Origin of the sequence: Anabaena sphaerica FACHB-251, from assembly GCF_014696825.1 — a bacterium.
Taxonomy (GTDB): Bacteria; Cyanobacteriota; Cyanobacteriia; order Cyanobacteriales; family Nostocaceae; genus RDYJ01.
Genome location: NZ_JACJQU010000003.1, coordinates 25,805 through 51,319 on the forward strand (window position 1 = coordinate 25,805; position 25,515 = coordinate 51,319).

Genomic DNA, 25,515 nt, shown 5'->3' on the forward strand with positions numbered 1-25,515 from the left:
TTAGTAATTATTGCCAAGAAAATTGAAGAATTTGATGCATATTAATACACCATTCGATACAACCCAACCCGCACAAGTTAAAGGTTTGAACGGTTATACAGTTGACCCTATTTTTACTGTTGGTGAAACCATTAATGGTTATACCCCACCAGGTATTCTTGATGGTACAGGTGCTTTTGAACTCAACGAAACCACAGTTAGAATCTTGGTTAACAGCGAACTGAGCAGCAACGTAGGTTATGAATATACCCTGGAAAGTGGTGCTTCATTACCTGGTGCAAGAATTAGCTATTTTGACATTGATAAAAGTACCCTGAAAATAGTTGATTCAGGTCTAGCTTATGACACCATTTACAACCGTGCTGGTGAAATTGTAGACGAAGCTTCTGACTTAGAATTTGGTGGTATTGACCGCTTTTGTTCTGCCAACTTAATGGAAGCCAACCAGTTTGGTGCTGGTATGGGTTTTGCGGATACCATCTACTTTGCTGGTGAAGAAACCGACGGTGGTACAGAATTTGCCTTGGATGTACAAACAGGTGAACTGTGGGCTGTACCCTGGTTAGGTCGTGCGGCTTGGGAAAGCGTCACCGAACTAGACACTGGTAACACTGATCAAGTAGCCCTGTTAGTAGGAGATGATCGCGGTGCTGCACCATTAATTCTCTATGTTGGTAACAAAAATGTTAATGGTGATGGCAGTTTCTTAGATCGTAATGGACTAGCTGACGGTAAATTGTATGTTTGGGTTGCCGATGATGCCGCAGATGCCGCAGATGCTATTGAAGCTGATCCTAGAGATTTTAATGGCAGTGGTAACAACACAAACGGTAAATTTGTGGAAATCGACCACTATCGCCCCGACTTAGCTGGTACTAATGGTTACGATGCTCAAGGTTTTGCCGATCAAGCTAAACAGGATGCGTTAGCTGCGGGAGTAGGTGCTTTCTTGTTCTCTCGTCCTGAAGATGTAGCCACCAACCCCTTTGATGGTACTGAAGCTGTTTTGGCTTCCACTGGTCGTACTGGTATTTTCGATGATGCTGATACCTGGGGTACAACTTATAAAATAGATGTTGACTTTGGCGCAACTGAAATCACCGCAAACCTTAACATCCTCTACGATGGTAACGACGACGGTAACAAAGATTTTGGATTGCGGAGTCCTGATAACTTAGACTGGGCTGATAATGGCAAAATCTATGTCCAAGAAGACCGCGCCATTGGTGCTGACCTATTTGGTGCAACTTCTGGAGAAGAAGCTTCTATCTGGAGTATTGACCCATCAGCCGCAGATCCTGCTGCAACTGCAACCCGTGTAGCACAAATTGATCGCTCTGGTGTACCTGTCGGCCAAACTGATTCTAGCCCTACAGATATTGGTAACTGGGAATCCTCCGGTATTCTCGATGTTTCCGAACTGTTTGGTAACGCTCCTGGTACACAGTTCATCATTGATACCCAAGCTCACAGCCTTCGTGATGGCGATATTATTAATAAACCCGGTATTGATACCGATGGAGATGGCACAGTTGAAGCTAGTGACAACTTGGTGCAAGGTGGCCAGTTAGCTTTCTTAGTTACTCCTAATGCCTCTTTGATTCAAGATTCTCAATTGGTATCTGGTTCTACTGGTGCAGATACTTTGACAGGTGGTATTGACTTTGATGGGGTCAATGACATCGTGTTCACAGGTGCTGGTAATGATGAAGTCGATGTTCCCTTTGGTAGTAATCTAGCAGGAGACAACCGCATCTTTACTGGTAGCGGTGCAGATGTTATCTATGTGGGCGATCGCGATCGCTCTTTTGGTGGTAGTGGCAATGATGAAATAGACGCTACAGATGCTACTGACTACCGTCTCTCTGGTGGTGCTGGAAATGATATCTTCTACCTGGGTGCAGATGGTCGTGCTTTAGGTGGTGATGGTAATGATCAATTCTATGTCCAAGAAGGTGGCGGAAATTTAATTTCCGGTGGTGCTGGTGCTGACCAATTCTGGATCGTGACTGGAGATTTACCTGCTACTGCTAATACCATCGTTGACTTTGAGATGGGTACTGATGTTTTAGGTATTAGCGGTCAAGGTGCTGGTTTTGATTTCAGCGACCTAACTTTGAGCGGTGACAGCATTATGATTGGTGCAACAACCGTGGCTATGTTGAATGGAATGAATACGACTGGTTTGACTGCTGCTAATTTCGCTTTTGTTTAGTAAAAGACAGCATTCATAAAGACAGCATTCATTTTAAATTTTTGACTTTTAAAAGGTCTCAGATCCTCGATTTCTCTAAGAAGTCGGGGATCTTATTTTTTTAACTAACCACAGAGGCACAGAGAACACAGAGAGAAGAAAAAAATGCTTAATTTTTAATGCTTAATTTTTAAAGTTAATTATGAACTATGATTTATTTTAACCTTTTGTTTTACCTAAGTTATTTCTATCTTAATCTTTTTATGAAAATATCACTTATTGGTACTTGTTAAAGTTTCTCATTGTGCTTTTTTAGTGAGTGAATACTGAGAAATTTAATAGTACCCAAAAGTAAAAATCAAAAACATCAAAAACAGAGATATTAAATATATGGTTCAAAATGTTGAATTGATTGGTTTTTCTTCTCTCCCTGCTGATAGTTTTGCTGAGGGTCCAGAATCAGGAAATGGTATTTCTGGTAATGGTAGAACCGGACCCTTTCCCGGACAGCCAATACAAGGTTTTAGCGGTGTACAATTTGCAGATGATAAGAGTTTTTATTTTCTGTCAGATAATGGTTATGGGGCAAAAAACAATAGTGCAGATTATTTACTGCGTATCCATCGGGTAGATCCTAATTTTCAGGGGACAGAAAATGGTGACGGTACTGTTAATACTTTAGGTTTCATTCAACTTTCTGACCCTGATAATAAAATTCCGTTTTCAATCGTTAATGAAGGAACTACGGCAAGATTATTAACTGGTGCAGACTTTGATATTGAATCATTTGTGATTGCCAAAGATGGTTCAATCTGGATTGGTGAAGAATTTGGTCCTTATCTATTACATTTTGATGCTACTGGCAAATTGTTAGATGCACCTATTCCTACACCTAACACAATCACACTTAATACATTAACTGGTGAAGCGCCAATTGTCATTGGACACAGAGGTGCTAGTGGTGAACTACCAGAACATACTCTGGGATCTTATAAGTTAGCAATTGAACAAGGTGCAGACTTCATTGAACCAGACTTGGTTTCTACTAAGGATGGTGTGTTAATTGCCCGTCATGAACCAATGCTTGATGACACTACCAACGTAGCAGAAGTTTTTGGTGCAGACCGCAAAACTACCAAGATGCTGGATGGTGTAGAAGTCACTGCTTATTTTGCTTCTGACTTTACTTTAGCAGAAATCAAAACACTAAAGGCAAAAATGCCTCAAGGTTTCCGCACTCAAGTGTTTAATGATTTGTATGAAATTCCTACTTTTGCGGAAATCATTGAATTGGTTAAACAGGTAGAACTAGATACAGGTCGCAAAATTGGCATCTATCCAGAAACTAAACATCCAACTTTCCACGATAATCTGAATCTATCTTTAGAAGAACCGCTGTTAGCAACTTTAGAAGCAGCAGATTTTACTGATCCTAGTCGGGTGTTTATCCAATCTTTTGAAGTTGCTAACCTCAAAGAACTGAATGGCAAAACGGATATCCCTCTAGTTCAATTATTAGATGCTTATGATGTCAATCTTGATGGTTCTCTGCAAGAAGTTCAACCTTATGATTTCGTGGTTAGCGGTGATATCCGCACCTATGCAAACTTACGAACAGTCGCAGGTTTAGCAGAAATTGCTACCTATGCGGATGGTATTGGCCCCTGGAAACGGATGATTGTTTCTGTCAAGGGTGTGGATGCTAATAATGATGGTGTAGCGGATGATGTCAATGGTGATGGTGCAGTTAACGATGCTGATAAAACTCTAACTGCCCCTACTACTTTAGTCCAAGATGCCCATGCTGTGGGTTTGCTGGTACATCCCTACACCTTCCGTAATGAAGGACGCTATTTAGCTTCAGATTATAATGGCAACCCAGCGGAAGAATTTAAACAGTTGATCAATTTGGGTGTTGATGGCTATTTTACCGATTTTCCAGGTACAGGTGACTTAGCACGCGACCAAATTACCAGTTCATTTGTAAGATCGCCCCAAAACCCTGATGTTCTAGCTAAAACCGAGTTTAACACCTTAGATGGTAATGCACCTTTAGTAATTGGTCACAGAGGTGCAAGTGGTTCACGTCCAGAACATACCTTAGCAGCTTACAAATTAGCGATCGCAGATGGGGCAGATTTTATTGAACCTGATTTGGTAGCTACCAAAGACGGAATTTTGATCGCACGTCATGAAAACGCCTTAGCAATTCTCAACGCTGATGGTACAATCAACCGCACGGACACCAGCACTGATATTGCTACCCGTCCAGAATTTGCAGACCGTTTCACCACCAAAATCATTGATGGTCGTACTATCAGAGGTTGGTTTACTGAAGATTTAACTTTAGCAGAAATCAAAACCCTAAAAGCGATAGAAAGACTACCAGACTTACGGGGAACAGAATACGACAATGACAACTTAGAAGTTCCCACCCTCACAGAAATCATTGATTTAGTCAAACAGGTAGAAACAGAAACAGGTCGCAAAATCGGTATTTATCCAGAAACCAAACACCCCACCTATTTTGCGACTGAAGGTAAACTTCTAGACGGAACAACCCCAATTAATACCAATTTAGGGCAGTTGCTAGTTAACACCTTAGTTGCTAATAACTTTACTGATCCAAAACGGGTATTTATCCAGTCTTTTGAAGTAGGCAATCTCCAAGAACTCAATGATGTGATCATGCCAGCGGCAAGTATTGATCTACCACTAATTCAATTATATGGGGGAGCAACACAAAGACCTTATGATTTTGTAGTTAGTGGTGATATTCGCACCTACGGCAATCTTACCACTCCCGCAGAACTAGCTAAAATTGCCGAGTATGCCTCTGGAATTGGACCCAGCAAGCGTTTAATTATTCCTGCCAACACAGTAGATAATAATGGTGATGGTCAACCAGATGATCTCAATGGTGATGGCACAATTAACGAAGCTGACCGAGTTCTTGGTACTCCCACAACTTTAGTCCAAGATGCCCATGAAGCAGGTTTGCTGGTACATCCCTACACCTTCCGCAATGAAGGACTGTTTCTGGCATCAGACTACAACGGTGATCCAAAAGCTGAATATGAGCAGTTTATCGAATTGGGTATTGACGGCTATTTTACCGACTTCCCCAGTACAGGTGACTTGGTGCGTGACCAATTCGTAGGTGAAACTGTTGTTTCCAACCTTGGTGGTTCCAGAGGGTTTGAAGGGATGGCTATTAGTCCCGACCAAAAAACCTTATATCCTTTACTGGAAGGAACCGTTTTTGGTGATCCTATAGGTTCACTGAGAATCTATAAATTTGATGTCGCTTCCCAGCAATACCAAGGATTACAGGGTTTCTACCGCATGGAAAGCCCCAGTCATGCTATTGGTGATTTCACAGTCATTAATAACAATGAGTACCTGATCATAGAAAGAGATGGTGGTCAAGGTGACGCGGCTAAATTCAAAAAAATCTACAAAGTTGATTTGTCGAAAAAAGACGCTAACGGCTTTGTTGAGAAAGTGGAAGTAGCTGACCTCCTCAACATCCAAGACCCCAACGACCTCAACGGAGATGGCAAAACGACATTTGACTTCCCATTTGTCACCATTGAAGATGTATTAGTTATTGACGAAAAAACCATTTTGGTGGCCAATGACAATAACTATCCTTTCTCTGTTGGTCGTGGTCCAGATATCGACAACAACGAAATCATCATCCTCAAATTAGATCAAACCCTCAACCTAGCTGCGGGTGTAGGTCAACCGGCAAAAGACCTGGTTACAGGTTCACCAAACGCAGATATATTGATAGCTGGAACTGACTTTGATGGTATCAGTGACATAGTTTTCACAGGTGCTGGCAACGATGAAGTAGATGTTCCCTTTGGTGGTAATCGCGCAGGTGACAACCGTATCTCTACTGGTAGTGGTGCTGATATTATCTATGTGGGTAATGGCGATCGCTCTTTTGGTGGTAGTGGCAATGATGAAATAGACGCTACAGATGCCAGTAACTACCGTCTCTCTGGTGGTACAGGCAATGATATCTTCTACCTGGGTGCAGATGGTCGCGCTTTAGGTGGTGAAGGTGACGATAAGTTCTACGTCCAAGAGGGTGGTGGTAACTTACTCTCTGGTGGTGCTGGTGCTGATCAATTCTGGATACTCACAGGTGATTTACCCAGTGCTGCTAATACCATCGTTGACTTTGAGATGGGTACGGATGTTTTAGGTATTGGTGGTCAAGGTGCAGGTTTTGACTTCAGTGACCTGACCTTAAGTGGTAATAGCATTATGGTAGGTAGCACAACTGTTGCAATTCTGACAGGAATGAATACTACCAGCTTGACTGCTGCTAATTTCGCTTTTGCTTAAAAAGGCATAGCATTTGTTTGTAATTTTTGACTTGCAAAAAGTGGCGTTGCTGATTAAGAGTATGATTTTGTTTCACGCAGAGGCGCTCCAGTCACAGAGAGTAAGAGTTTGAAATCATTGATTTTTCAATTTCATACCCTAATTCAGCAACGCCCAAAAAGTCTCATATCCTCGACTTCTTAGAGAGGTCGGGGATATTTTCATATCATGTCCGACTGTGAGCTTCGCTGCTCGTTGAAGATACAAGTATGATTACGCCATCTGTGCAACAATCGGAAAATTCTCTAACCAGACGCTATCAAAATTAACATTCACAATTTCTCACTAAACAAGAAAAGTAATATAATTCCCCTTTAACTCCTGTGCATATCAGGGGAACTATTTATTTTCAAAATCAAATCTATGACAAATAAAACTACATCTCTTTCCCCTTGGCTTTATATACCCACCCTTTATTTTGCGGAAGGGATACCTTACATGATTATTAACGCAGTATCTGTCATTTTCTACAAGAAACTGGAAGTAGATAATGCTCAAATTACTTTTTGGACAAGTCTAATCAGTTTTCCTTGGATTTTGAAAATGTTTTGGTCGCCATTTGTAGATATTTACTCAACAAAAAGAAAATGGTTGCTGACAATGCAAATGATCATGTTTTTTTGTTTGAGTTTTTTATCTTTATCTTTTCATCTTCCTAATTTTTTCTTTATATCTCTAGGAATATTAACCATTGCGGCATTTATTTCTGCTACCTATGATATTGCCACAGATGGCTTTTATATGCTGGCTTTACACCCAGAACAACAAGCTTTGTTTGTGGGAATTCGCTCATTGTTTTATAGATTTGCAATTTTATTTAGTACAGGATTTTTAGTATTTTTAGCAGGTTATCTAGAAGAATCAACTCAGAATCTTCCTTTAAGTTGGAGTATTGTGATCGGGATAGCTGCTGTCATTTTTGCATTTTTATTTGTTTTTCATCTAGTCATTTTACCAAAACCAGAATCAAATAATAAAAACTTAGAATCAAATCCAGCAACAAATATAACTAATATACCTTTTCTAAAGATTATTGTTTCATATTTTAGACAACCCAAAATAGTAATAATATTAGCGTTTATTTTGCTTTACAGATTTGGTGAAGCAATGTTACTCAAAATAGCTTCTTTATTTTTATTAGATAAACCCGAACTTGGAGGATTAGGTTTATCTACCCAAGAATTTGGTTTAGTATACGGTACATTTGGGGTTATATCTCTCATTTGTGGGGGAATTTTAGGAGGTTTATTAATTGCTAACTTTGGTTTAAAAAAATGTCTATTACCTATGGCCTTAGCATTAAATTTACCTGATATTTTTTATGTATATATGGCTTATGCTAAACCACCAATAAAATTTGTCTATCCTCTAGTTTCCCTAGAACAATTTGGCTATGGTGTAGGATTTACAGCTTTTACCGTCTATTTAATGTATGTTTCTAAAGGAGAACATAAAACTTCACATTTTGCCATATCTACGGGATTAATGGCTTTAGGTTTGATGATACCAGGAGCCATTAGTGGACAAATTCAACAAGCATTAGGATATCCATTGTTTTTTGTGTTAGTTTGTTTGGCAACTATTCCAGGGATGTTAACTATATTTTTTATTCCTTTACCTTCAGAAACGGAAAATAATCGCCAAGTAAATTAATGTTGTAGAATGGATACTGCCCATCTGATTTTCAGAAATATTTTGTTGAAATAGTGTGAGGTTTTCATTTATTTAAGCATTTTGGATTATATAGCAATCCTCAATGATACGTGAGAGTTCTAGAAGCCTCAAATGCTTATAAAATAAGGATTTTTGTCTACGTGTTTTCTCATGTTTAGGGTAGGACTGCTATATTATTTTAAGACCAACAACTAGTTTTCATGCGTTAAAAATACCAATGAGTGATTAAAGGAAACGTTAAAATGTCAAGAGTTGCAGGAATCCATGTTATTTGTGAAGACAGACTTAGAGTGGAACGATTAGATAATGGGTATTTCAGAAGTGGTCATTGGTGGGTGGCGAAAAAACATATAACTAAACAAAAATTAGATAAAGGTATTTATTTTGCACTTCATGAAACTAAACAAGAATTATCTTATTTACAAGGAATAATTGAAGATTGGGAACAATCATCAGAAGATCCAAAAAGAATTATTTTTAAAATTAAAGCTATGAGTGAACAAATGGAATGGAAAGGTAAGGGAGCAGGGGAAAAAGGTTATTTATGGCTGGATGATTAACCTGCTGCCGTCAAATCAGGGTGAAACCTTAATTTTTCATGGGCTGTAACCTTGAAAATTAATCAATTTATCCGATAGTGATGAAAGAGGGTTATATGAATTGTATTTTGGGTATTGATGGCGGCGGTAGCAAAACTATTTGTATCATTATGGATGATGCTGCTAAGATTCTAGGAAGAGGTGAAGCAGGTGCATCTAATTATCAAAGTATGGGGATAGAAGCCGCCCAATCACAAATTCAATCTGCAATTCATCAAGCAACAATTACAGCCTTAAATCACATAAATAATATTAATATTATCGCTATTTGTTTGGGGTTAGCAGGTGTTAGTCGTCCAGAGGATATGGAAGTAATAAAAGCTATAGTCAGTAAATTGCAAAATAGCAAAGATATCCTACCCATTACCTGGGAATTACAACCATCTCATATTGTTATTTGTCATGATGCTTTAATTGCTTTAATGGGAGGAGTTGGTGATGCTGTGGGTATTGTGGTAGCAGCCGGAACGGGTTCTATCGTGTTTGGACGAAATCATCAAAGAGAAACTAAACGAGTCGGTGGTTGGGGGTATATTTTAGGGGATGAAGGTAGCGGCTATAAAATAGCTGTTGCTGGAATGCAAGCTGCACTAAAAGCTTATGATGGACGTGGTAAACCAACAAGTCTTGTGGAGAATTTGCAACAGCATCTTGGTTTAGAAAGGATGGAAAACTTAATAGAGGTGATATATCGAAAAGGATGGGGTGTAAAAGAAATAGCAGCTTTAGCGCCAATTGTTGATCAAGCAGCTAGTGAAGGTGATAAAATTGCTAATAGCATTATTGATGAAGCTATTAAAGAATTGGTAATAGCTACTTCTACAGTTATGGATCACATTTTTGATTCTAATCAGGTTGTGGAAATTGTGAGTACAGGTAGTATTTGGTTGGGAAAATGTGGGTTACGGGAAAGATTTGTTAACTCTATTATTGATCAGTATCCTTTGGTAAATGTAATTTATCCCCGCTATGAACCAGCTTATGGGGCGGGTTTGTTGGCATTAAAGGCTTTATCTGGTAATTGGTAGTTATATTAAACACGGTTGGGAAATGGAGTTTTACAAAATTACGAAAAGCCTAGATGCGTAGAGGTTTAATGGGTTATCTGTTAGCTTTCACACCCGCCCGGAAATCAATTTCCGGTCTCATAGCTCAAGTGCGTTGAAACGCACTCTTTTTAAACTCAAAATAGAAGAACTAGACCACAAATAGTCGGTTTTAACCGACTTCAGCTATAAGAGGTTGTTTGAAAAGTATTAGATGAAACCAATAATCTTCAGCAACCTAACCCCCCTTCCCCCCTTCCCTACGAGGGAATGGGGGTTTCAAAGCCTCTCCCCGCGTCGGGGAGAGGTTTGGAGAGGGGTTTATTTATACATTCAAAACTTTTAAAACATCCTCTAAGACAGGGAATTTATTCCCTGACTTCCTTTGAATTACTTTGAATTACTGATTTTTTTATCAAATTCTCTATGTCCCAGATATCACTCCCCCAATCGCTTCAGCCAGACCTACCCTTCACTGCTCTTGCGCCCATGCAGGATGTAACAAACCTCTGGTTTATGAAGGTCATCGCTCACTACGGCAGTCCTGACTATTTTTTTACCGAGTATTTCCGCGTCAATGATACCTCACGTCTCAATCGTAACATTCTGTCAGCAATCACCGAAAACGATACCGGTCGCCCCGTTTTTGCTCAAATGATTGGTGAAAGCATTCCCGACTTAGTAAGAACAGCCAAGGAACTCTGCAAATATAATATCGCGGGAGTAGATTTAAACATGGGCTGTCCAGCACCTCGAATCTATCGCAAAAATGTTGGCGGTGGATTGCTGCGAGAACCGGAAAAAGTAGAGCAGATTTTGGGAGAATTGCGTGCTGCTGTGAATGATAAACCTTTGACTGTGAAGATGCGCGTAGGCTTTGAAAATACAGATAACTTTTACGAAATTCTCGATATAATCAATCGCCACAACATTGATTTGCTGAGTTTGCACGGTCGCACGGTGAAAGATATGTACCACGGGGAAGTTAAATATGATTTGATTGCGGAAGCGGTAAGACGGGTTGATTGTCCAGTGTTGGCTAATGGCAATATCAACTCGGCGAAAACTGCCCTGGAAGTGCTTTCTCAAACGGGCGCGGCGGGTGTGATGGTGGGACGCTGGGCGATTGGGAATCCGTGGCTGTTTAATCAAATTCGGCAAGCTTTACGAGGAGAGGAGATCACACTGGTTCCTTTAGTAGAGGTACGCAACTATATTGACCGTTTATGGCAAACTCCCACAGCGTCAACTATACCAGAAAGGGCGCGGGTAGCCTACCTGAAAATGTTCCTTAACTACATTGCTTTGAGTGTTGACACTGAAGGTCATTTTCTGCGGCTGATGCGACGGGCGCAGACTGAGGTAGAAATGTTTAATTTGTGCGATCGCTTTCTCCTTACTGATCTGACAAAAACTTTAGCCCTAGCACCATCTTTGAGCGTGTAATTATGGCAATTATTTAGTGTTGAAGTAAAATTAAATATAAACCTAATCTAAAATTAGAATGAGGAAACAAAGGTAAAACAGTTAAATTCATTCTGTTGATGTCATCATTCTGTGCAGCCTCACATAAAATTGGTGTAACTTCTCCGTCTCTACAAGGGTTCTGGATGACGCATATTTAATTTCCACTCCTATGTCTACTGTTTAGAGAAGTAGGGGATATTTTTGTTGATCATATCAAAATTATGCAATTACTAATTCCTTAACCTTTTATTATTTTTTTCTTAAAGTAACTGCTATAAGTTTTTATTTGTAGTCTGGGTTTTAACCCTGATTTTTTTATTTCAATAGGACTAACTTCCTGATTACAAACTAATTCAAGAGGCAGGAGGCAGGAGGAACCCACGTTTTCTGTCCGTGGGATTGAAGCAAGGACGATTTGTATCGCACTTCGTGCCGCTTCGCTAACGCGCTATGCGTCTCGATACAATTCCTCTTTTAAACTGGGCTTGAGACCCAGAACTAAAGTTTTAATTCATGCTTCTTCCCTCCTGCAAGACAGCCCCCTGCCTCCTGGCTTCTTTGTAACTATCAAACTCTAATTACAAATATAAAAATGACAAATTCAATTCAAGTTAACCATCTTGGTAATGTCAGTTTAAACGGTGCAGAGATTTCTGATTTTGACCCCAAATCTCAACGTCTGTTTGTAACTGGAGAATCTGAAGGTAAACCTGTTCTGCAAGTTGTTGATGCTTCTGATCCAAGCAATCCCACTCTGATTACTAACATTGATCTTTCTAGCTTAGGTGCAGGAACTCAAAGTGTAGCAGTTAGAAAAGGAACAGGAACTGAAAATAGCATTGTTGCTGTTGCTATTTCTGCAAATAATCTTACCGATGCTGGTAAAGTTGTTTTTTACGATGCGGTTACTCTCGCTAAAATTTCTGAAGTGACAGTCGGTGCTTTACCTGATATGATCACTTTCACACCCGATGGCAACAAATTACTAGTTGCTAACGAAGGAGAACCTAGCGAAGATTATACTATTGATCCAGAAGGTTCAATTAGTATTATTGATGTTGATGGTGCAATTAATGTCATTGATGTCAACAACGACCAAACCAATTTTGCTACTTTCACCGGCACATCCTTTACAGTCAAATTAATTGCCGAACAAAATCCTGGACTAGATAGTCCACAAGATGTTTTAGATTTGTTTGGTAATGTGCGAGATACCAATCAGTTCATTCTTCAGGATGCTGCTGATCCTACCAAAACAGTTACAATTTTTGAAGGTCTTGATGGATCTGGTAAAACAGTTAACATTACTATTGATGAACTAGGTAATGTAGCTATTGATGGCTTACAAGTTGCTACAGGTTTTAGTCAGCAGTTCCATTTTGGACTAATAAATAATCTCCCTAACGGTGATCCAACTGGTAATGGTGCTGAAAAATATACTTTTTCTACTAATAACTTACTAAATCCTGATAGTGGTTCACAGTTTGTAACTTATTATAAGGATGGAGATGTATTAGTTCTTGGTGCAGAAGAGTTGCCATTTGCAGACTCTAATCAAGATTTCGATGACATGATCGTTGAAATTTCTGGCATCCAACCTTTATCTAATACTCAGCAGTCAACGGTCTCTTTTGACAGTGGGAAGCTACAAAAAGTATTCAATGATCAGAATGTTACCACCGCTGACTTCACTGCATTTAATAGTCAAGAAGCAACATTAAAAGCAGCAGGAGTGAGAATTTTTGGACAAAATGCTTCAGTAGCTCAAGATTTAGAACCAGAATATATTGCAGTTTCTCCTGATAATCAAATTGCTTTTATAACTTTACAAGATAATAATGCTATTGCCGTTCTTGGTATTAACAATGGTACTATTACCGATGTTTTACCTTTAGGTTTCAAAGACCATAGTTTACTTGGAAATGGTCTAGATGCTAGTGATAGAGACGGTGGGATTAATATCCAAAACTGGCCTGTTTTGGGGATGTACCAACCCGATGCTATTAGCTCTTTTCAAGTTGGTGGTGCAACCTATTATATCACCGCTAATGAAGGAGATGCTCGCATCCGTCCTACCGATGATGATATTTTACCTGTTCCTAATGATGGAGAAGGTGATATTTTCAATGAAGAAAAAAGGGTTAAGGATATCGTACTAGATCCTACAGCTTTTCCTAATGCTGCTGAATTACAAGCTGATGAAAATCTGGGTCGTCTCATAATTACCAAGACTCTGGGAGATACCGACGGAGATGGAGATTTTGATAAACTTTATGCTTACGGTGGTCGTTCTTTCACGATTTGGGATGCTCAAGGTAATTTAGTATTTGATAGTGGCGATCAACTTGAACGAATTACAGCCCAACAAACTCCCGCACTTTTCAATGCTAATAATGGTTCTCCTGACGATGTTGATACTCGTTCTGATAATAAAGGACCTGAACCAGAAAGTGTAGTTGTTGGTGTTATTGATGGTATACCCTATGGTTTTATTGGTTTAGAACGTGCTGGTGGTGGGGTGATGGTTTATAACCTCAGTGACCCGACTGCACCGGAGTTTGTTCAGTACATTACAACTGAAAGTGATGTTAGTCCTGAAGGTTTAAAATTCATTGCTGGTGAAGATAGTTCTAATGGTAAACCCATGCTGGCAGTTGCTAATGAAGTTAGTAATACTGTTAGCTTTTATGAAATACTTCCCAGTGCTGCACCCACAGTTGAAACCCGTCCCGATCTATTTGATGATGAAGATCCAGGACAAGCTATAGTAGATCAAAATGCCGATGCGGATGACCCAGCAATTTATGTAAATGCTACCAATTCCGCGAATAGTTTAGTATTAACTTCGGTAAAAAATGCTGGTTTGCGGGTTTATGACTTGTCTGGGGAATTATTGCAAACAGTGAATCCTGGCGATATCCGTTACAATAACATTGACTTGCAATATGGATTTCAATTAGGTGATGAAAAAATTGATATTGCCGTAGCCAGCGATCGCAATAATGATAAACTAGTAATCTTCAAAATCAACCCCAATGCTACCAACGGCAACTATTTAGAAAATATCACCGACAGCAATATCGGCACAATTTTCCAAGCTGCACCCTTTGAACCTCCATACGAACCATCTTCCCGCAGTTCCTATGGAATAGCAATGTATCGCAGTCCTTTCACCAATGATTACTATGTCTTCACAGGACGCAGAGAAACAGGAGATATTGCCCAGCTTAAATTAATCGACTTGGGCAATGGTAAAATCGGTGCAGAAAGAGTACGGAATTTTACAGTTACTCCTCCTACTAATTTTGGTAATGTTGACCCCCAAACCGAGGGAATGGTTGCAGACCAAGAAACCGGTTTCCTCTACATCGGTCAAGAAAATGTCGGTATTTGGAAATTTGAAGCAGAACCAAATGGCAGCAACACAGGTAAACTAATTGATGTAGTCAAAGATTTTGGTGGAAGTAATTTAGTAGCTGACGTAGAAGGTTTAACCATTTACTACGATGCAAACGGTACAGGTTATTTACTTGCATCTAGTCAAGGAGACAATACATTTGCAGCATACACCCGTGAAGGCAATAACGCATTTTTAGGACGGTTTGCTGTTGGTAATAACGGTGCAATTGATAGCGTCCAAGAATCAGATGGTGCAGATGTAATTAACGTTCCTCTTGGTGCAAACTTCCCCTATGGTTTATTTGTCACCCAAGATGGTAACAACGACCCAGCCAAACTAGTTGAAGATGACGGAGAACTAGAAAACGTCAATAGCAACTTTAAATTTGTACCTTGGGAAAATATTGCTAATACCCTTCCCGATATCTTCAAAATTGACACCACCAGTTACGACCCCCGCAACCCCGTACTTCAACCGAGATTAACTAACTACGAATTTACCAACTTACCCAAATTAGGGACAACTTCCGCAGGTCAAGATATCTTCTTAGGTGGTTTTTCTGGATTATATTTTCAAGGGATTGCAAATAACGGCAACCTCAAATTTGTCACCCACACAGACAGAGGACCAAATGGAGAACCCACAGGTCAAAATAGACCGTTTTTATTACCTGACTTCCAACCAGAAATAATCAGTTTTGAACTCAACCAAACTACTAATGAAATTACCATCACGAAGAGAACGGGGTTATTTCGTGAAGATGGTACAACCCCATTAACAGGACTTCCTAACTTGCAAGCTGGGACAGGTGGAACAGCTTACACTGATGAAATAGGTGTTGATATTAATGGTCAAGTTTTACCTAATGATACCTTGGGGGCTGATTTAGAAGGTATCGTTATTGCACCAAATGGCGACTATTGGCTGGTGGATGAATACCGTCCGGCGATTTATCATTTTGATGTCAATGGGAAGTTACTTGACCGTTTTATTCCCCAAGGAACAGCAACTGCAACAGACCCAGATCAAACCGCAGGAACTTTTGGAACTGAAGTTTTACCAGCAGTTTACTCCCAAAGACGCGCTAACAGAGGATTTGAAGCTGTGGCTTTGGAAGGTAATAAGCTTTATGCTTTTATTCAAAGTGCAATTGATAATCCTGATAATTCTGGAGATACAACTTCTAGAAATTCTCGTAATTTGCGAATTCTGGAATTTGACATAGTTTCTAAAACTGTAACTGGTCAATATCTCTATCTTCTTGATGATATTACAGGCAGTGGTAATGCTAAAACCGATAAAATCGGTGATGCTGTTTCTTTAGGTAATGGTAAATTTGCAGTTGTAGAACGAGATGATAGAAGTGATGAAACTTCCAACAAACTTATCTATCAAATTGATTTAGCAACAGCAACTAATATCCATAATCCTGCAAACTTTACCTTACCTGCGGGTAAGACAATTGAACAATTAACACCATCAGAATTAACTACTGCTAAGATTACTCCCGTTAGTAAGAGTTTGATTGCTAATGCAGCACAATTGGGTTATACCGGAGTTGAAAAATTAGAGGGTTTGGCGTTAGTTGCACCCAACACCTTAGCGTTAATTAATGATGACGACTTCAACGTTAACGGAACTAAAACTCCTGAAAAATTGGGTATTTTAGAATTACCCTATAACCTTGTAGAAGTTCCTGAACTAGTTTTTGGTAGTCCAAATTCAGATACTTTAATTGCAGGTGTTACAGCCAATTTTGACGGTATTAAAGACATCCTATTTACTGGTGCTGGAGATGATGAGGTAGATGTTCCCTTTGGTGGTAGCCAAGCTGGTAACAATCGCATCTTTACTGGTAGCGGTGCTGATATTATTGATGTGGGAGATGGCGATCGCTCTTTTGGTGGTAGCGGAGATGATGAAATAGATGCTACCGATGCTACTGCTTATCGTCTCTCCAGTGGTGCTGGTAATGATATCTTCTACCTGGGTGCGGATGGTCGCGCTTTAGGTGGTGAAGGTGATGATCAATTCTATGTCCAAGAAGGTGGTGGTAATATCATTGCCGGTGGTGAAGGTGCTGACCAGTTCTGGATACTAACGGGCGATCTACCTGGTGCTGCTAATACCATCCTTGACTTTGCAATGGGTACTGATGTGTTAGGTATTGCTGGTCAAGGTGCTGGTTTTGACTTCACTGCTTTAACTCTCAGTGGTAATAGCATTATGATCGGTGCAACAACTATTGCTACCTTAAATGGTGTGGATACTACCAGTTTGACTGCTGCTAATTTCGCTTTCATGTAAAAGCATTTGCAACACTGGTTAGTTAACAACCAGGAATTAATGATTTTGAAACAGTATCATATCCTCGATCTATTTTTGCGATCGAGGATTTTATATCGTTTTTATGTGCATCTATCAATATCTTTGAGAAAAGTAAATATATCATTACAGACGCACAGATGCACCCTGATCTAATATCATATCATATTATATTTTTATTGATTGTATAATATCAATTACATTTAATAATAGTTTAATCAAAATATATACCAGTGCTGTAACAAGTGATGTATACTCGGCTATGGATAATTTTTTACACAGTGGAGATATTCACTATGGCTTTTACTGTATTCGATTCATTAACTAACAGTACACTAGGTTTGGTGAATGCAATTGTAGATGATGATGCTAATCTTACAATTGATACAGAGACCATTGTCCTGTTCGGAGACGATTCTCAAACCTCGTTTTATGATGGCAGTTTGACAGCCTTAGGAATAGGTGCAGGTATTTTACTTACATCTGGGGAAGGGAATCCACCTACTACAAATACAGAGTCTTCTTTTAGCCGTAGTCAACAAGGAAACACTGACAATGATTTACAAGCAGTAGCTAATAGTGCTTTTAGTGGTGCTGGTACTGTTGAAGATGCTAACACTTTAGAATTTTCTTTTACTATTGACGATACAACTGTAAAGTCTATCCAATTTGATCTAGTTTTTGGTTCTGACGAGTTTCCTGAATTTTCCAACTCTTCTTTTGTGGATGTAGCTGGAGTATTTATCAATGGGACAAACTTTGCCTTATTCAATAACGATGTAGTCCAGCCCTTAAGTATTATAGATACCAATTTATCTTTGGGTAATTTCAGGGATAACGTAAATGCAGAACTTCCTATTGAATACGATGGTATTAGTTCTCGTTTAACAATTGTCGCTCCTGTTAACCAAGGAACTAACACAATTAAGTTTGGAGTCGCAGATACAGGAGATCAAATTTACGATTCTGGTTTATTTATTGCTAACCTAACTACCAGTAATATAGATACAGGTAATGGTAGTGGAGTTCTTCTCAACATAGAAGGAACATCAGGAAATGATACATTGAGTAGTTCTGATACTAGTGCAGATTTGGATGAGTTCTTTGATGCTGGGGATGGTGATGATGATATTGATGCTGGGGATGGTGATGATTTTATCAGTCCTGGACCTGGTAATGACACAGTAAATGCAGGTCCTGGTAATGACATTATTATAGGGGATGGTCAGTCAACAGATGATAATCAAATAGATGGTGGTTTAGGCTTCGATAAAGTTGTATTCAATGGCTCATTTAATACTTTTAATGTGACTGTCATTGATATTGAGAATCTGATTATTCAGGTAGGCACTAATAGTGACATCCTCACAAATGTAGAAGAACTACAATTTGATGACCAAACTATTGCCGTAGAGTCCCTGGTGGAGACACCTGTAGATAATCCTGGAGAACTCATCACAGGAACTCCAGGTGCAGATGTATTGACAGGTGGCGTTGACTTTAATGCTATCAATGATACAGTGTTCACTGGTGCTGGAGATGATGAGGTAGATGTTCCCTTTGGTGGTAGCCAAGCTGGTAACAATCGCATCTTTACTGGTAGCGGTGCTGATATTATTGATGTGGGAGATGGCGATCGCTCTTTTGGTGGTAGTGGAGATGATGAAATAGATGCTACAGATGCCACAGGCTACCGCCTTTCCGGTGGTGCAGGTAATGATATTTTCTACCTGGGTGCGGATGGTCGTGCTTTAGGTGGTGAAGGTGATGATCAATTCTATGTCCAAGAAGGTGGTGGTAATATCATTGCCGGTGGTGAAGGTGCTGACCAGTTCTGGATACTAACGGGCGATCTACCTGGTGCTGCTAATACCATCCTTGACTTTGCAATGGGTACTGATGTGTTAGGTATTGCTGGTCAAGGTGCTGGTTTTGACTTCACTGCTTTAACTCTCAGTGGTAATAGCATTATGATCGGTGCAACAACTATTGCTACCTTAAATGGTGTGGATACTACCAGTTTAACTGCTGCTAATTTCGCTTTCATGTAAATAGCTTGATCTAATAGGGAAAGGATACAGGTAAAACTCCTCTGTTTTCCTTTTCCCTTTTATGTTTTCCCATCCCATAAAAAATTAAATTGACACAAAAAAATATCTAAAAATGCTAGTTTTGGGATCAAATTAATCTTTTTAACCCACATTCTGCAGAAGCGTAGGGTAAAAAATAATTAACTCCAAAAGCTATGAATAGTAAGGTTTTTGATGATTTTAGTTCAAATGAACTATAAAGCATCTATTAGGAATTTATCCCCTTTACTGCGAACATTTTTGGAGAAAAGTTTGTACAATCCTGAATTCTTCGTGATAATTATTCGGAATTGGATTTAATCTGTGGAATGTGGTTTTTAAACAACAGCACACGGATTGAATTGTCAAGAGAGTAAATCAATTCTTAATTTTTTAATCACCTTTCAATAACAATCAATTAATTAATGAGATCAATATCATCAAAATTCAGGATAAAATTATGTAATATTAACTCGATGAAAATTTAGAAATCAATAGGTTTAGACTATTTTTACCTGGCTATATCCTACTCCCACAAGGTAATACAGCAGATTTACAGCAGTTTTAATGTATTTGTACCACACTCTTGTTTTTATCTTCCTTTCTTCCTTTACGCCTAAGGAGATTGTGTGAGATTTAAAAATGTGATTCATTTACCTGAAAATAGCTGTAAGTTAAATGAGGTAAAAAATTTAAGAAAACAGTCTTATGCTAACAGACTTTCAACCCTGCGCCCTATTCCCTGCTGTAAGATTTTGATTAGTATGTTAGCGAGCGACCACTGTTATCAAAAAAATCAAATCATAACCGAAAAATTAACTCTCATTTGAAATATTTTTTCCATAATTCAAGTTATATTACTTAGCAGATAGCACGGAGATAAATACATGGCGAACAATGATTTGTTTACAACCACACAGAACACACCATTAGTAAAAACTGTTGCGGAATTAGTGAGTAATGACACTGATCTGCCCGGAGATGCTTTGTTTATTTCTAGTATCGATACTACTTCATCGAAAGGTGGAACAATTATTGCTGATGATAATGGCACACCAAATAATCCCTTCGATGACAAAGGGACATATACACCACCAACGGGATTTATAGGTACAGATACTTTCAAATATACTGCCAATAATGGTCAGGGGGGGACATTAGAGGTAACAGTCACTGTTGAAGTTACTGAACCAAACTTGCCGCCAACAGCAGGTGACGATTTCTTGACAACTACACAGAATACACCATTAATCAAAACTGTTGCGGAATTAGTGAGTAATGATACTGACTCCAACGCAGATCCTTTATTCATTTCTAGTTTCGATCCTACTTCAGAGGCAGGTGGTACAATTGTTGCCGATGATAATGGCACACCAGATAACCCCTTCGATGACAAAGGAACATATACACCAGCAACAGGATTCTTAGGTCAAGATACTTTCAAATATACTGTCAATGATAGTAAAGGAGGAACATCTGTCGGAACAGTGACTGTAAATGTTTTAGCACCAGACAACACTAAGATTATTAACGGTACTCCTGATAACGATGAATTGTTTGCCCAACAAGGTGATGAAGTGTTTGGCTTGGAAGGAAACGATATCCTAGATGCAGTTGGTGGTAATGGAAATAACACCCTTGATGGTGGTGTTGGCAACGATGAACTTTTTGCCAATCATGACGATATATTAATAGGCGGTGTTGGCCAAGATAACTTATTTGCCGTAGGTATTGCAGGGAATAACAGTCTTGATGGAGGAGAAGACGACGATCTCCTGGTTGTAGTCGAAGGAAACAATAATATACTCACTGGTGATGCTGGCAACGATGAGCTTTATGTCATAGAGGGTAGTCTTAACATCCTCAATGGCGGTATTGGCAATGATAAATTAATAGTTCAAGGTGGTACTGGTGAGAATACCCTTGAAGGTGGTGATGGTGATGATATTCTGATTGGGCTATTAGCGAGCGATCGCTTATTTGGTGAAGTTGGTAATGATTCACTGTTTGCTGGTAAACAAGGTTCTCAAATGACCGGCGGTGATGGTTTAGACCGCTTTTATCTTGGTAACGGCTCAGTCCCAGATGTACCTGGGGAAGTATTAGATTTTACGATTGGTGTAGATAAAGTTATCATTGCCGGCATCCCTCAAGTCCAAAGTTATGACAATATCATCCTAGAGCAAGTTGGGGCTGATACAATTGTCAAAGCTCTGATAGATGGTTCTGAAAGAGAGTTTGGTATTTTAAGAGGTATCAACAAAGATGATCTTACCTCCAACGACTTTGGCTTTATAATTCCAGTTTTCTCAATTGCTAACGCTTCAGCAGTTGAAGGTAATGCCATTACTTTCACCATTACTCGCACAGATGATATATTAGCTGACCAAACAATAACTGTCACCACATCTATTGCTGCTGGGGATACAGCAAGTGCCAGTGACTTCACTGCAAACACTCAAACTCTCACCTTTGCTCAAGGTGAAACCCAAAAAACCTTTACTGTTCAAACCACACAAGATGCTTTATTTGAGGGTGATGAGACTTTCACTGTCACCTTAAGTAATGCTACTAATGGGTCGGTTATTAGTTCTACAAATGGTACAGCCCAAGGAACTATCACCGATGATGAGCCAGGGGCTGTATTTGCGATCGCTGCTGCATCAGCAGAAGAAGAAGATGCCTTAACCTTCACTATCACCCGCACAGGAGATGCCCAAGCTCAACAAAGTGTGACTGTATCCACATCAATCAATACCCAGGATACAGCTAGTGATGACGACTTTACACCAAAAACTGAAACTCTCACCTTTGCTGTGGGAGAAACCGAGAAAACCTTTACTGTTGAGACAGCAGAAGATTTCCGGGTGGAAGAAAATGAGACTTTCACCGTCAACTTGAGTAGTGCCACAAACGGCGGAACTATCAGTTCTACAAATGGTACAGCAAAAGGAACTATCAATGATGATGATATTCCACTCGCTGCTATTACCAACAACAACATCTTTACCATCAAAGGTATTGGTAATACAGTCAGACTCAAAGCCACTCTCTTGGCCAGCAGTTCTAGTGTTGTCAATGAACTGGGTGTATTTACTGTTGACGATGCTGAAGGTAGAATCAATGGTATTGCACCAGGGCAAGCAGGTTACAACGAAGCAGCTTTAGAACGAGCTAAAAACCAAGGTAAAGGCATTTTCTCCGCTATTGCAAACCTTCCAGATCGGTTTAAAACTGAAATAGAAGCTGATAAACTGACGCGCTTACTAGGATTTAATTCTGGTAGTCACTTGAAATTCTTTTTAGTCAGAGAGAGTACAATTGATGCTTTCCAGGCTGGAAAAATCTCAAGTACAAACATTATCTTTGCTGAATCTTCAACCCAAATAATTACTCAAGAAGATGATAGTTTCACTCTTTCTTGGAAGGAAAGTTCCACTGTTACACAATTTAATTCTCTAGTAGTTAAGGTTGAGTCAACCAACGAATCTTTAACGACAGGTACAGCACTCCAAGGGTCAAACCAAGCAGAATTAATTGATTTCAGCGGTATAACAGGTACGGTGAAAGCAGATTTCTCTGTTTTCCGAGAAGCTGCATATAACAACGAAGTCTACTTTTATAAAGTAGATACTGCTCAAGGAGAAATTGGCGGTTTGCAAGCAACAGCGGCTAATCGTGCAAATTATCTACAAGCTGCAATCAATAATTTGATTAAAGATGTAAATAGTGGTACAGCGATCAAATTTGCTGTTTCTAACCAAGGTTTATTTACAGATAGCGCAGTAATTGCGGGTGGTTCAATCTTGGCTCCGATGATCATTGTCAATGGTAGTTTATCTCAGTTAACGGATAGTAACACTGGTAATGATCCTCAAGTTTATTTCCCATATTTGGGAGTAAATTCTGATGGAGTAGATCACATTCGTTTGTTAGGAGATAACACCTTTGGTTTTGAAGATTTACCTGGTGGTGGTGACTTGGATTACAATGACATAATTATTAAATTCGATTTTTCGATTGTTTAACCTGTCTCATAATTGAGTAACAATCTGGGAATAATAGCGTAGCGTGGCGTAAGCCATATTCCCTGGCTCATAGATAAAGTCGGCTTGAGCCGACTATTTTTTTGATACAGCAGATTGCAGGTAAATAGACATCTCCGGAAATTAAATATGCGTATCCTAGAACCCTTGTAGAGACGTTCCATGGAACGTCTCTACATTCTTTTTCGGAGATGTCTAATGAGGTACAAACATAAGGGACGGCAATGCTTATACCTGCACCAGGTTTTAAGTAACCAAAGCAATTTTTTAGGGCTGTAGTTGCTGACAAGGACTGAAGTATACTTTATTTATGGCTTTTTTTAGTGTTGTATTTACGGTATTTACGTATGAAAATTTGATATATTTTTTACTCATTTCCTAATTCATCACACATACTCTCACCCTAGCGCATACTCGGAGTAATAATTTTGCACAAGATACTCGGATATATTACTATATTTTCAAAGGCTAATTCAAAGTTGAAATGTATCACCTACTCAAAGCTGCTGGGACGGTCAAGGCTATCTCCCAATGCAGGATAAACCTTAGAGTTTATCCTGTCTAAACGGAGAGATTTCCGCAACCTGTCGAGATTAGCAAACGCTGTCAGCTTACTATCTATGATCCAGGGTGAGAGATTTCAGTTTTTAATTAGCAAAAATAATAATTCCTTGACCTATTCAATTTCTTGACAAATATGCAAACTACTGAAAAAGAAATTTTATTACAAGAGTTTGAAAAGATAGCCAGAGTTATTGCACCTCCTTCACTCAGCTTACGTGAAGTCCAGGGAATCTTTAAACAATGGTTGAGTGTCAATTTGACAGTATTAATGCAACGGAGAGGTTATAACAAAAAGAAAATAGCGATTTTAAATAGAGAGAACGTAGTTTTAAATATTGGTTGCTTGGGGGATGAACAAGAAGAATATATTAATGCTGATCTGGTACGAATATACGGACAATGGGGAATTGAAAGTGCTTTCAGATTTATTTCGGGAAAATCTAAAGTAAAGTATGATTTATTGTTGAATCTAACAGTTTACGATGAGAATTTATTCGAGGTTGCTGATAGCATAATATTGTCTCATGTTTTAGAACACATTCATCCTCTTTCCGCAACAACAGCCCTGAAAAATTGCTTATCTTACCTCAAACCTGGTGGGTGTATCCGTGTTGCTGTACCTTATTTAGAAGCCTACAATAATTCTAAAGTCCCAGAAGGTCAAGAAGTTAACAACCGGATGTTATCTAAAAACAGACTTATTTATGGTTGGGGACATAGATTTATGTATGATCCTGAATTATTAGCTTTGGTGATGGAAGAGTCAGGTTTTACTCAAGTAAAAGCAGCCAGTTTTCAAGAAGGTTTGTTAGGTGAAACAGACGTTGAACAATACAGAGATGAATCAATTTACGTAACTGGTGTGAAGCCAGAAGTTTAAAATTCAGCTATAAAATTGTAGGTTGGGTTGCATTTTATTTAACCCAACCTACAACTTAAAATTAGTTTATATAGTTGCAAATTTTACGGAAATAATCCCAAACGAATCCATAATTGTCTTGCTATCACTTGAGATTGACTATTTAGCTCTAAACTCTTTACAGTTACTCTTCCAATAGGCGTTATACCTATAATCAAACCCGTTTCAGAATTAACTTGAAAATGCTTTTCCCATCTATCTTCTCTAGGATTAAAAAGACGAACTTCTGTATTAGATTCGGGATCTATTTCACTAATACGAGATCCTTTTCGCAGGTTACAAGAACGACAAGCAAGGGCTAAATTAATTTCAACATTAGCACCTCCACGAGAAGTAGGAACTATATGTTCAACTTCAAAGGGAAAATTAAATACTAATTCAGGTGCATGACAATATTCACAGCGACGAAAAGCGCGATCTGCTACTAGATGATAAAATGGATTCATTGATTCAATTGTTGTGCTAAAGATGCAGTTCTGGCTGTAGCAGCATTGAGTTCAGCATCAACAAGATTATCTAATTCAAGTTGTATTTCTGAGGGAAGTGTTTGTCCTTGATCTCGTGCTGTTCTCCACATACTCATCAGTTCTGATAAACGTTGTTTTTGCTCATTAGTGAAAAATTGATCAGGACGAAAGTTATCTATAATTAATAATGCTCGAAATTCAACTTCACCTAACTGTATAGTCAAAGCATCTAAAGCTTGACCGGCAGTTTTGCCAATAGACTGTTTATCTCCAGAAATTGCACAATAGGATTTTTCTCCATTGGCATTTGATGTAGGTACAATAGCAACTGTAGTCATAACGCTGAA

12 protein-coding genes are annotated in these 25,515 nt (G+C 39.0%); 10 read left to right on the forward strand and 2 right to left on the reverse strand.

The window, feature by feature from the left end; all coding sequences use genetic code 11:
* Window positions 1-34: 34 nt before the first annotated feature.
* From H6G06_RS07350 to H6G06_RS07400, 10 genes are all read left to right on the forward strand, one after another.
* Window positions 35-2,215 carry an alkaline phosphatase PhoX gene (locus H6G06_RS07350; protein ID WP_190559134.1) on the forward strand — a complete coding sequence of 727 codons (2,181 nt, stop codon included), beginning with the start codon at window positions 35-37 and terminating at the stop codon, window positions 2,213-2,215.
* Between the two features lie 387 nt (window positions 2,216-2,602).
* On the forward strand, window positions 2,603-6,553 hold the full coding sequence (locus H6G06_RS07355) for a glycerophosphodiester phosphodiesterase family protein (RefSeq protein ID WP_242039637.1): 3,951 nt from the start codon (window positions 2,603-2,605) through the stop codon (window positions 6,551-6,553).
* A gap of 402 nt (window positions 6,554-6,955) precedes the next feature.
* The gene (locus H6G06_RS07360) at window positions 6,956-8,245 is read left to right on the forward strand and encodes an MFS transporter (RefSeq protein ID WP_190558606.1); all 1,290 of its coding nucleotides are present in this window, start codon (window positions 6,956-6,958) and stop codon (window positions 8,243-8,245) included.
* 263 nt (window positions 8,246-8,508) lie between these two features.
* On the forward strand, window positions 8,509-8,826 hold the full coding sequence (locus H6G06_RS07365) for a hypothetical protein (protein ID WP_190558608.1): 318 nt from the start codon (window positions 8,509-8,511) through the stop codon (window positions 8,824-8,826).
* A 95-nt stretch (window positions 8,827-8,921) separates the two neighbouring features.
* Window positions 8,922-9,893, forward strand: a complete 972-nt coding sequence (locus H6G06_RS07370) for an N-acetylglucosamine kinase (RefSeq protein WP_190558610.1) — start codon at window positions 8,922-8,924, stop codon at window positions 9,891-9,893.
* Between the two features lie 444 nt (window positions 9,894-10,337).
* Window positions 10,338-11,357 carry a tRNA-dihydrouridine synthase family protein gene (locus H6G06_RS07375; protein WP_190558612.1) on the forward strand — a complete coding sequence of 340 codons (1,020 nt, stop codon included), beginning with the start codon at window positions 10,338-10,340 and terminating at the stop codon, window positions 11,355-11,357.
* Between the two features lie 613 nt (window positions 11,358-11,970).
* A complete protein-coding gene (locus tag H6G06_RS27280; protein ID WP_242039620.1) occupies window positions 11,971-17,085 on the forward strand; it encodes a phytase in 5,115 nt (1,704 codons plus the stop codon).
* Window positions 17,086-17,399: 314 nt separating this feature from the next.
* A complete protein-coding gene (locus tag H6G06_RS07390; protein WP_199306622.1) occupies window positions 17,400-19,154 on the forward strand; it encodes a choice-of-anchor L domain-containing protein in 1,755 nt (584 codons plus the stop codon).
* 905 nt (window positions 19,155-20,059) lie between these two features.
* Window positions 20,060-23,200 (forward strand): Ig-like domain-containing protein, encoded by a 3,141-nt coding sequence (locus tag H6G06_RS07395; RefSeq protein ID WP_190558614.1) that lies wholly within the window; start codon window positions 20,060-20,062, stop codon window positions 23,198-23,200.
* Between the two features lie 715 nt (window positions 23,201-23,915).
* Entirely contained in the window at window positions 23,916-24,662 is a 747-nt protein-coding gene (locus H6G06_RS07400; RefSeq protein ID WP_190558616.1) for a methyltransferase domain-containing protein, read from the forward strand.
* 83 nt (window positions 24,663-24,745) lie between these two features.
* On the opposite strand, the gene H6G06_RS07405 is transcribed toward H6G06_RS07400, so the two are convergent.
* Both H6G06_RS07405 and H6G06_RS07410 read right to left on the reverse strand, forming a co-directional pair.
* On the reverse strand, window positions 24,746-25,147 hold the full coding sequence (locus H6G06_RS07405; RefSeq protein ID WP_190558618.1) for an HNH endonuclease: 402 nt from the start codon (window positions 25,145-25,147) through the stop codon (window positions 24,746-24,748).
* Window positions 25,144-25,506 carry a hypothetical protein gene (locus H6G06_RS07410; protein ID WP_190558620.1) on the reverse strand — a complete coding sequence of 121 codons (363 nt, stop codon included), beginning with the start codon at window positions 25,504-25,506 and terminating at the stop codon, window positions 25,144-25,146. The genes H6G06_RS07405 and H6G06_RS07410 overlap by 4 nt, the downstream gene beginning before the upstream one ends.
* Window positions 25,507-25,515: the final 9 nt, after the last annotated feature.

Coding starts and splice junctions, on each gene's coding strand:
- H6G06_RS07350 (WP_190559134.1), top strand. CDS start 35: ATGCATATTAATACACCATTCGATACAACCCAACCCGCACAAGTTAAA.
- H6G06_RS07360 (WP_190558606.1), top strand. CDS start 6,956: ATGACAAATAAAACTACATCTCTTTCCCCTTGGCTTTATATACCCACC.
- H6G06_RS07365 (WP_190558608.1), top strand. CDS start 8,509: ATGTCAAGAGTTGCAGGAATCCATGTTATTTGTGAAGACAGACTTAGA.
- H6G06_RS07370 (WP_190558610.1), top strand. CDS start 8,922: ATGAATTGTATTTTGGGTATTGATGGCGGCGGTAGCAAAACTATTTGT.
- H6G06_RS07375 (WP_190558612.1), top strand. CDS start 10,338: ATGTCCCAGATATCACTCCCCCAATCGCTTCAGCCAGACCTACCCTTC.
- H6G06_RS27280 (WP_242039620.1), top strand. CDS start 11,971: ATGACAAATTCAATTCAAGTTAACCATCTTGGTAATGTCAGTTTAAAC.
- H6G06_RS07390 (WP_199306622.1), top strand. CDS start 17,400: ATGGCTTTTACTGTATTCGATTCATTAACTAACAGTACACTAGGTTTG.
- H6G06_RS07395 (WP_190558614.1), top strand. CDS start 20,060: ATGGCGAACAATGATTTGTTTACAACCACACAGAACACACCATTAGTA.
- H6G06_RS07400 (WP_190558616.1), top strand. CDS start 23,916: ATGCAAACTACTGAAAAAGAAATTTTATTACAAGAGTTTGAAAAGATA.
- H6G06_RS07405 (WP_190558618.1), bottom strand. CDS start 25,147: ATGAATCCATTTTATCATCTAGTAGCAGATCGCGCTTTTCGTCGCTGT.
- H6G06_RS07410 (WP_190558620.1), bottom strand. CDS start 25,506: ATGACTACAGTTGCTATTGTACCTACATCAAATGCCAATGGAGAAAAA.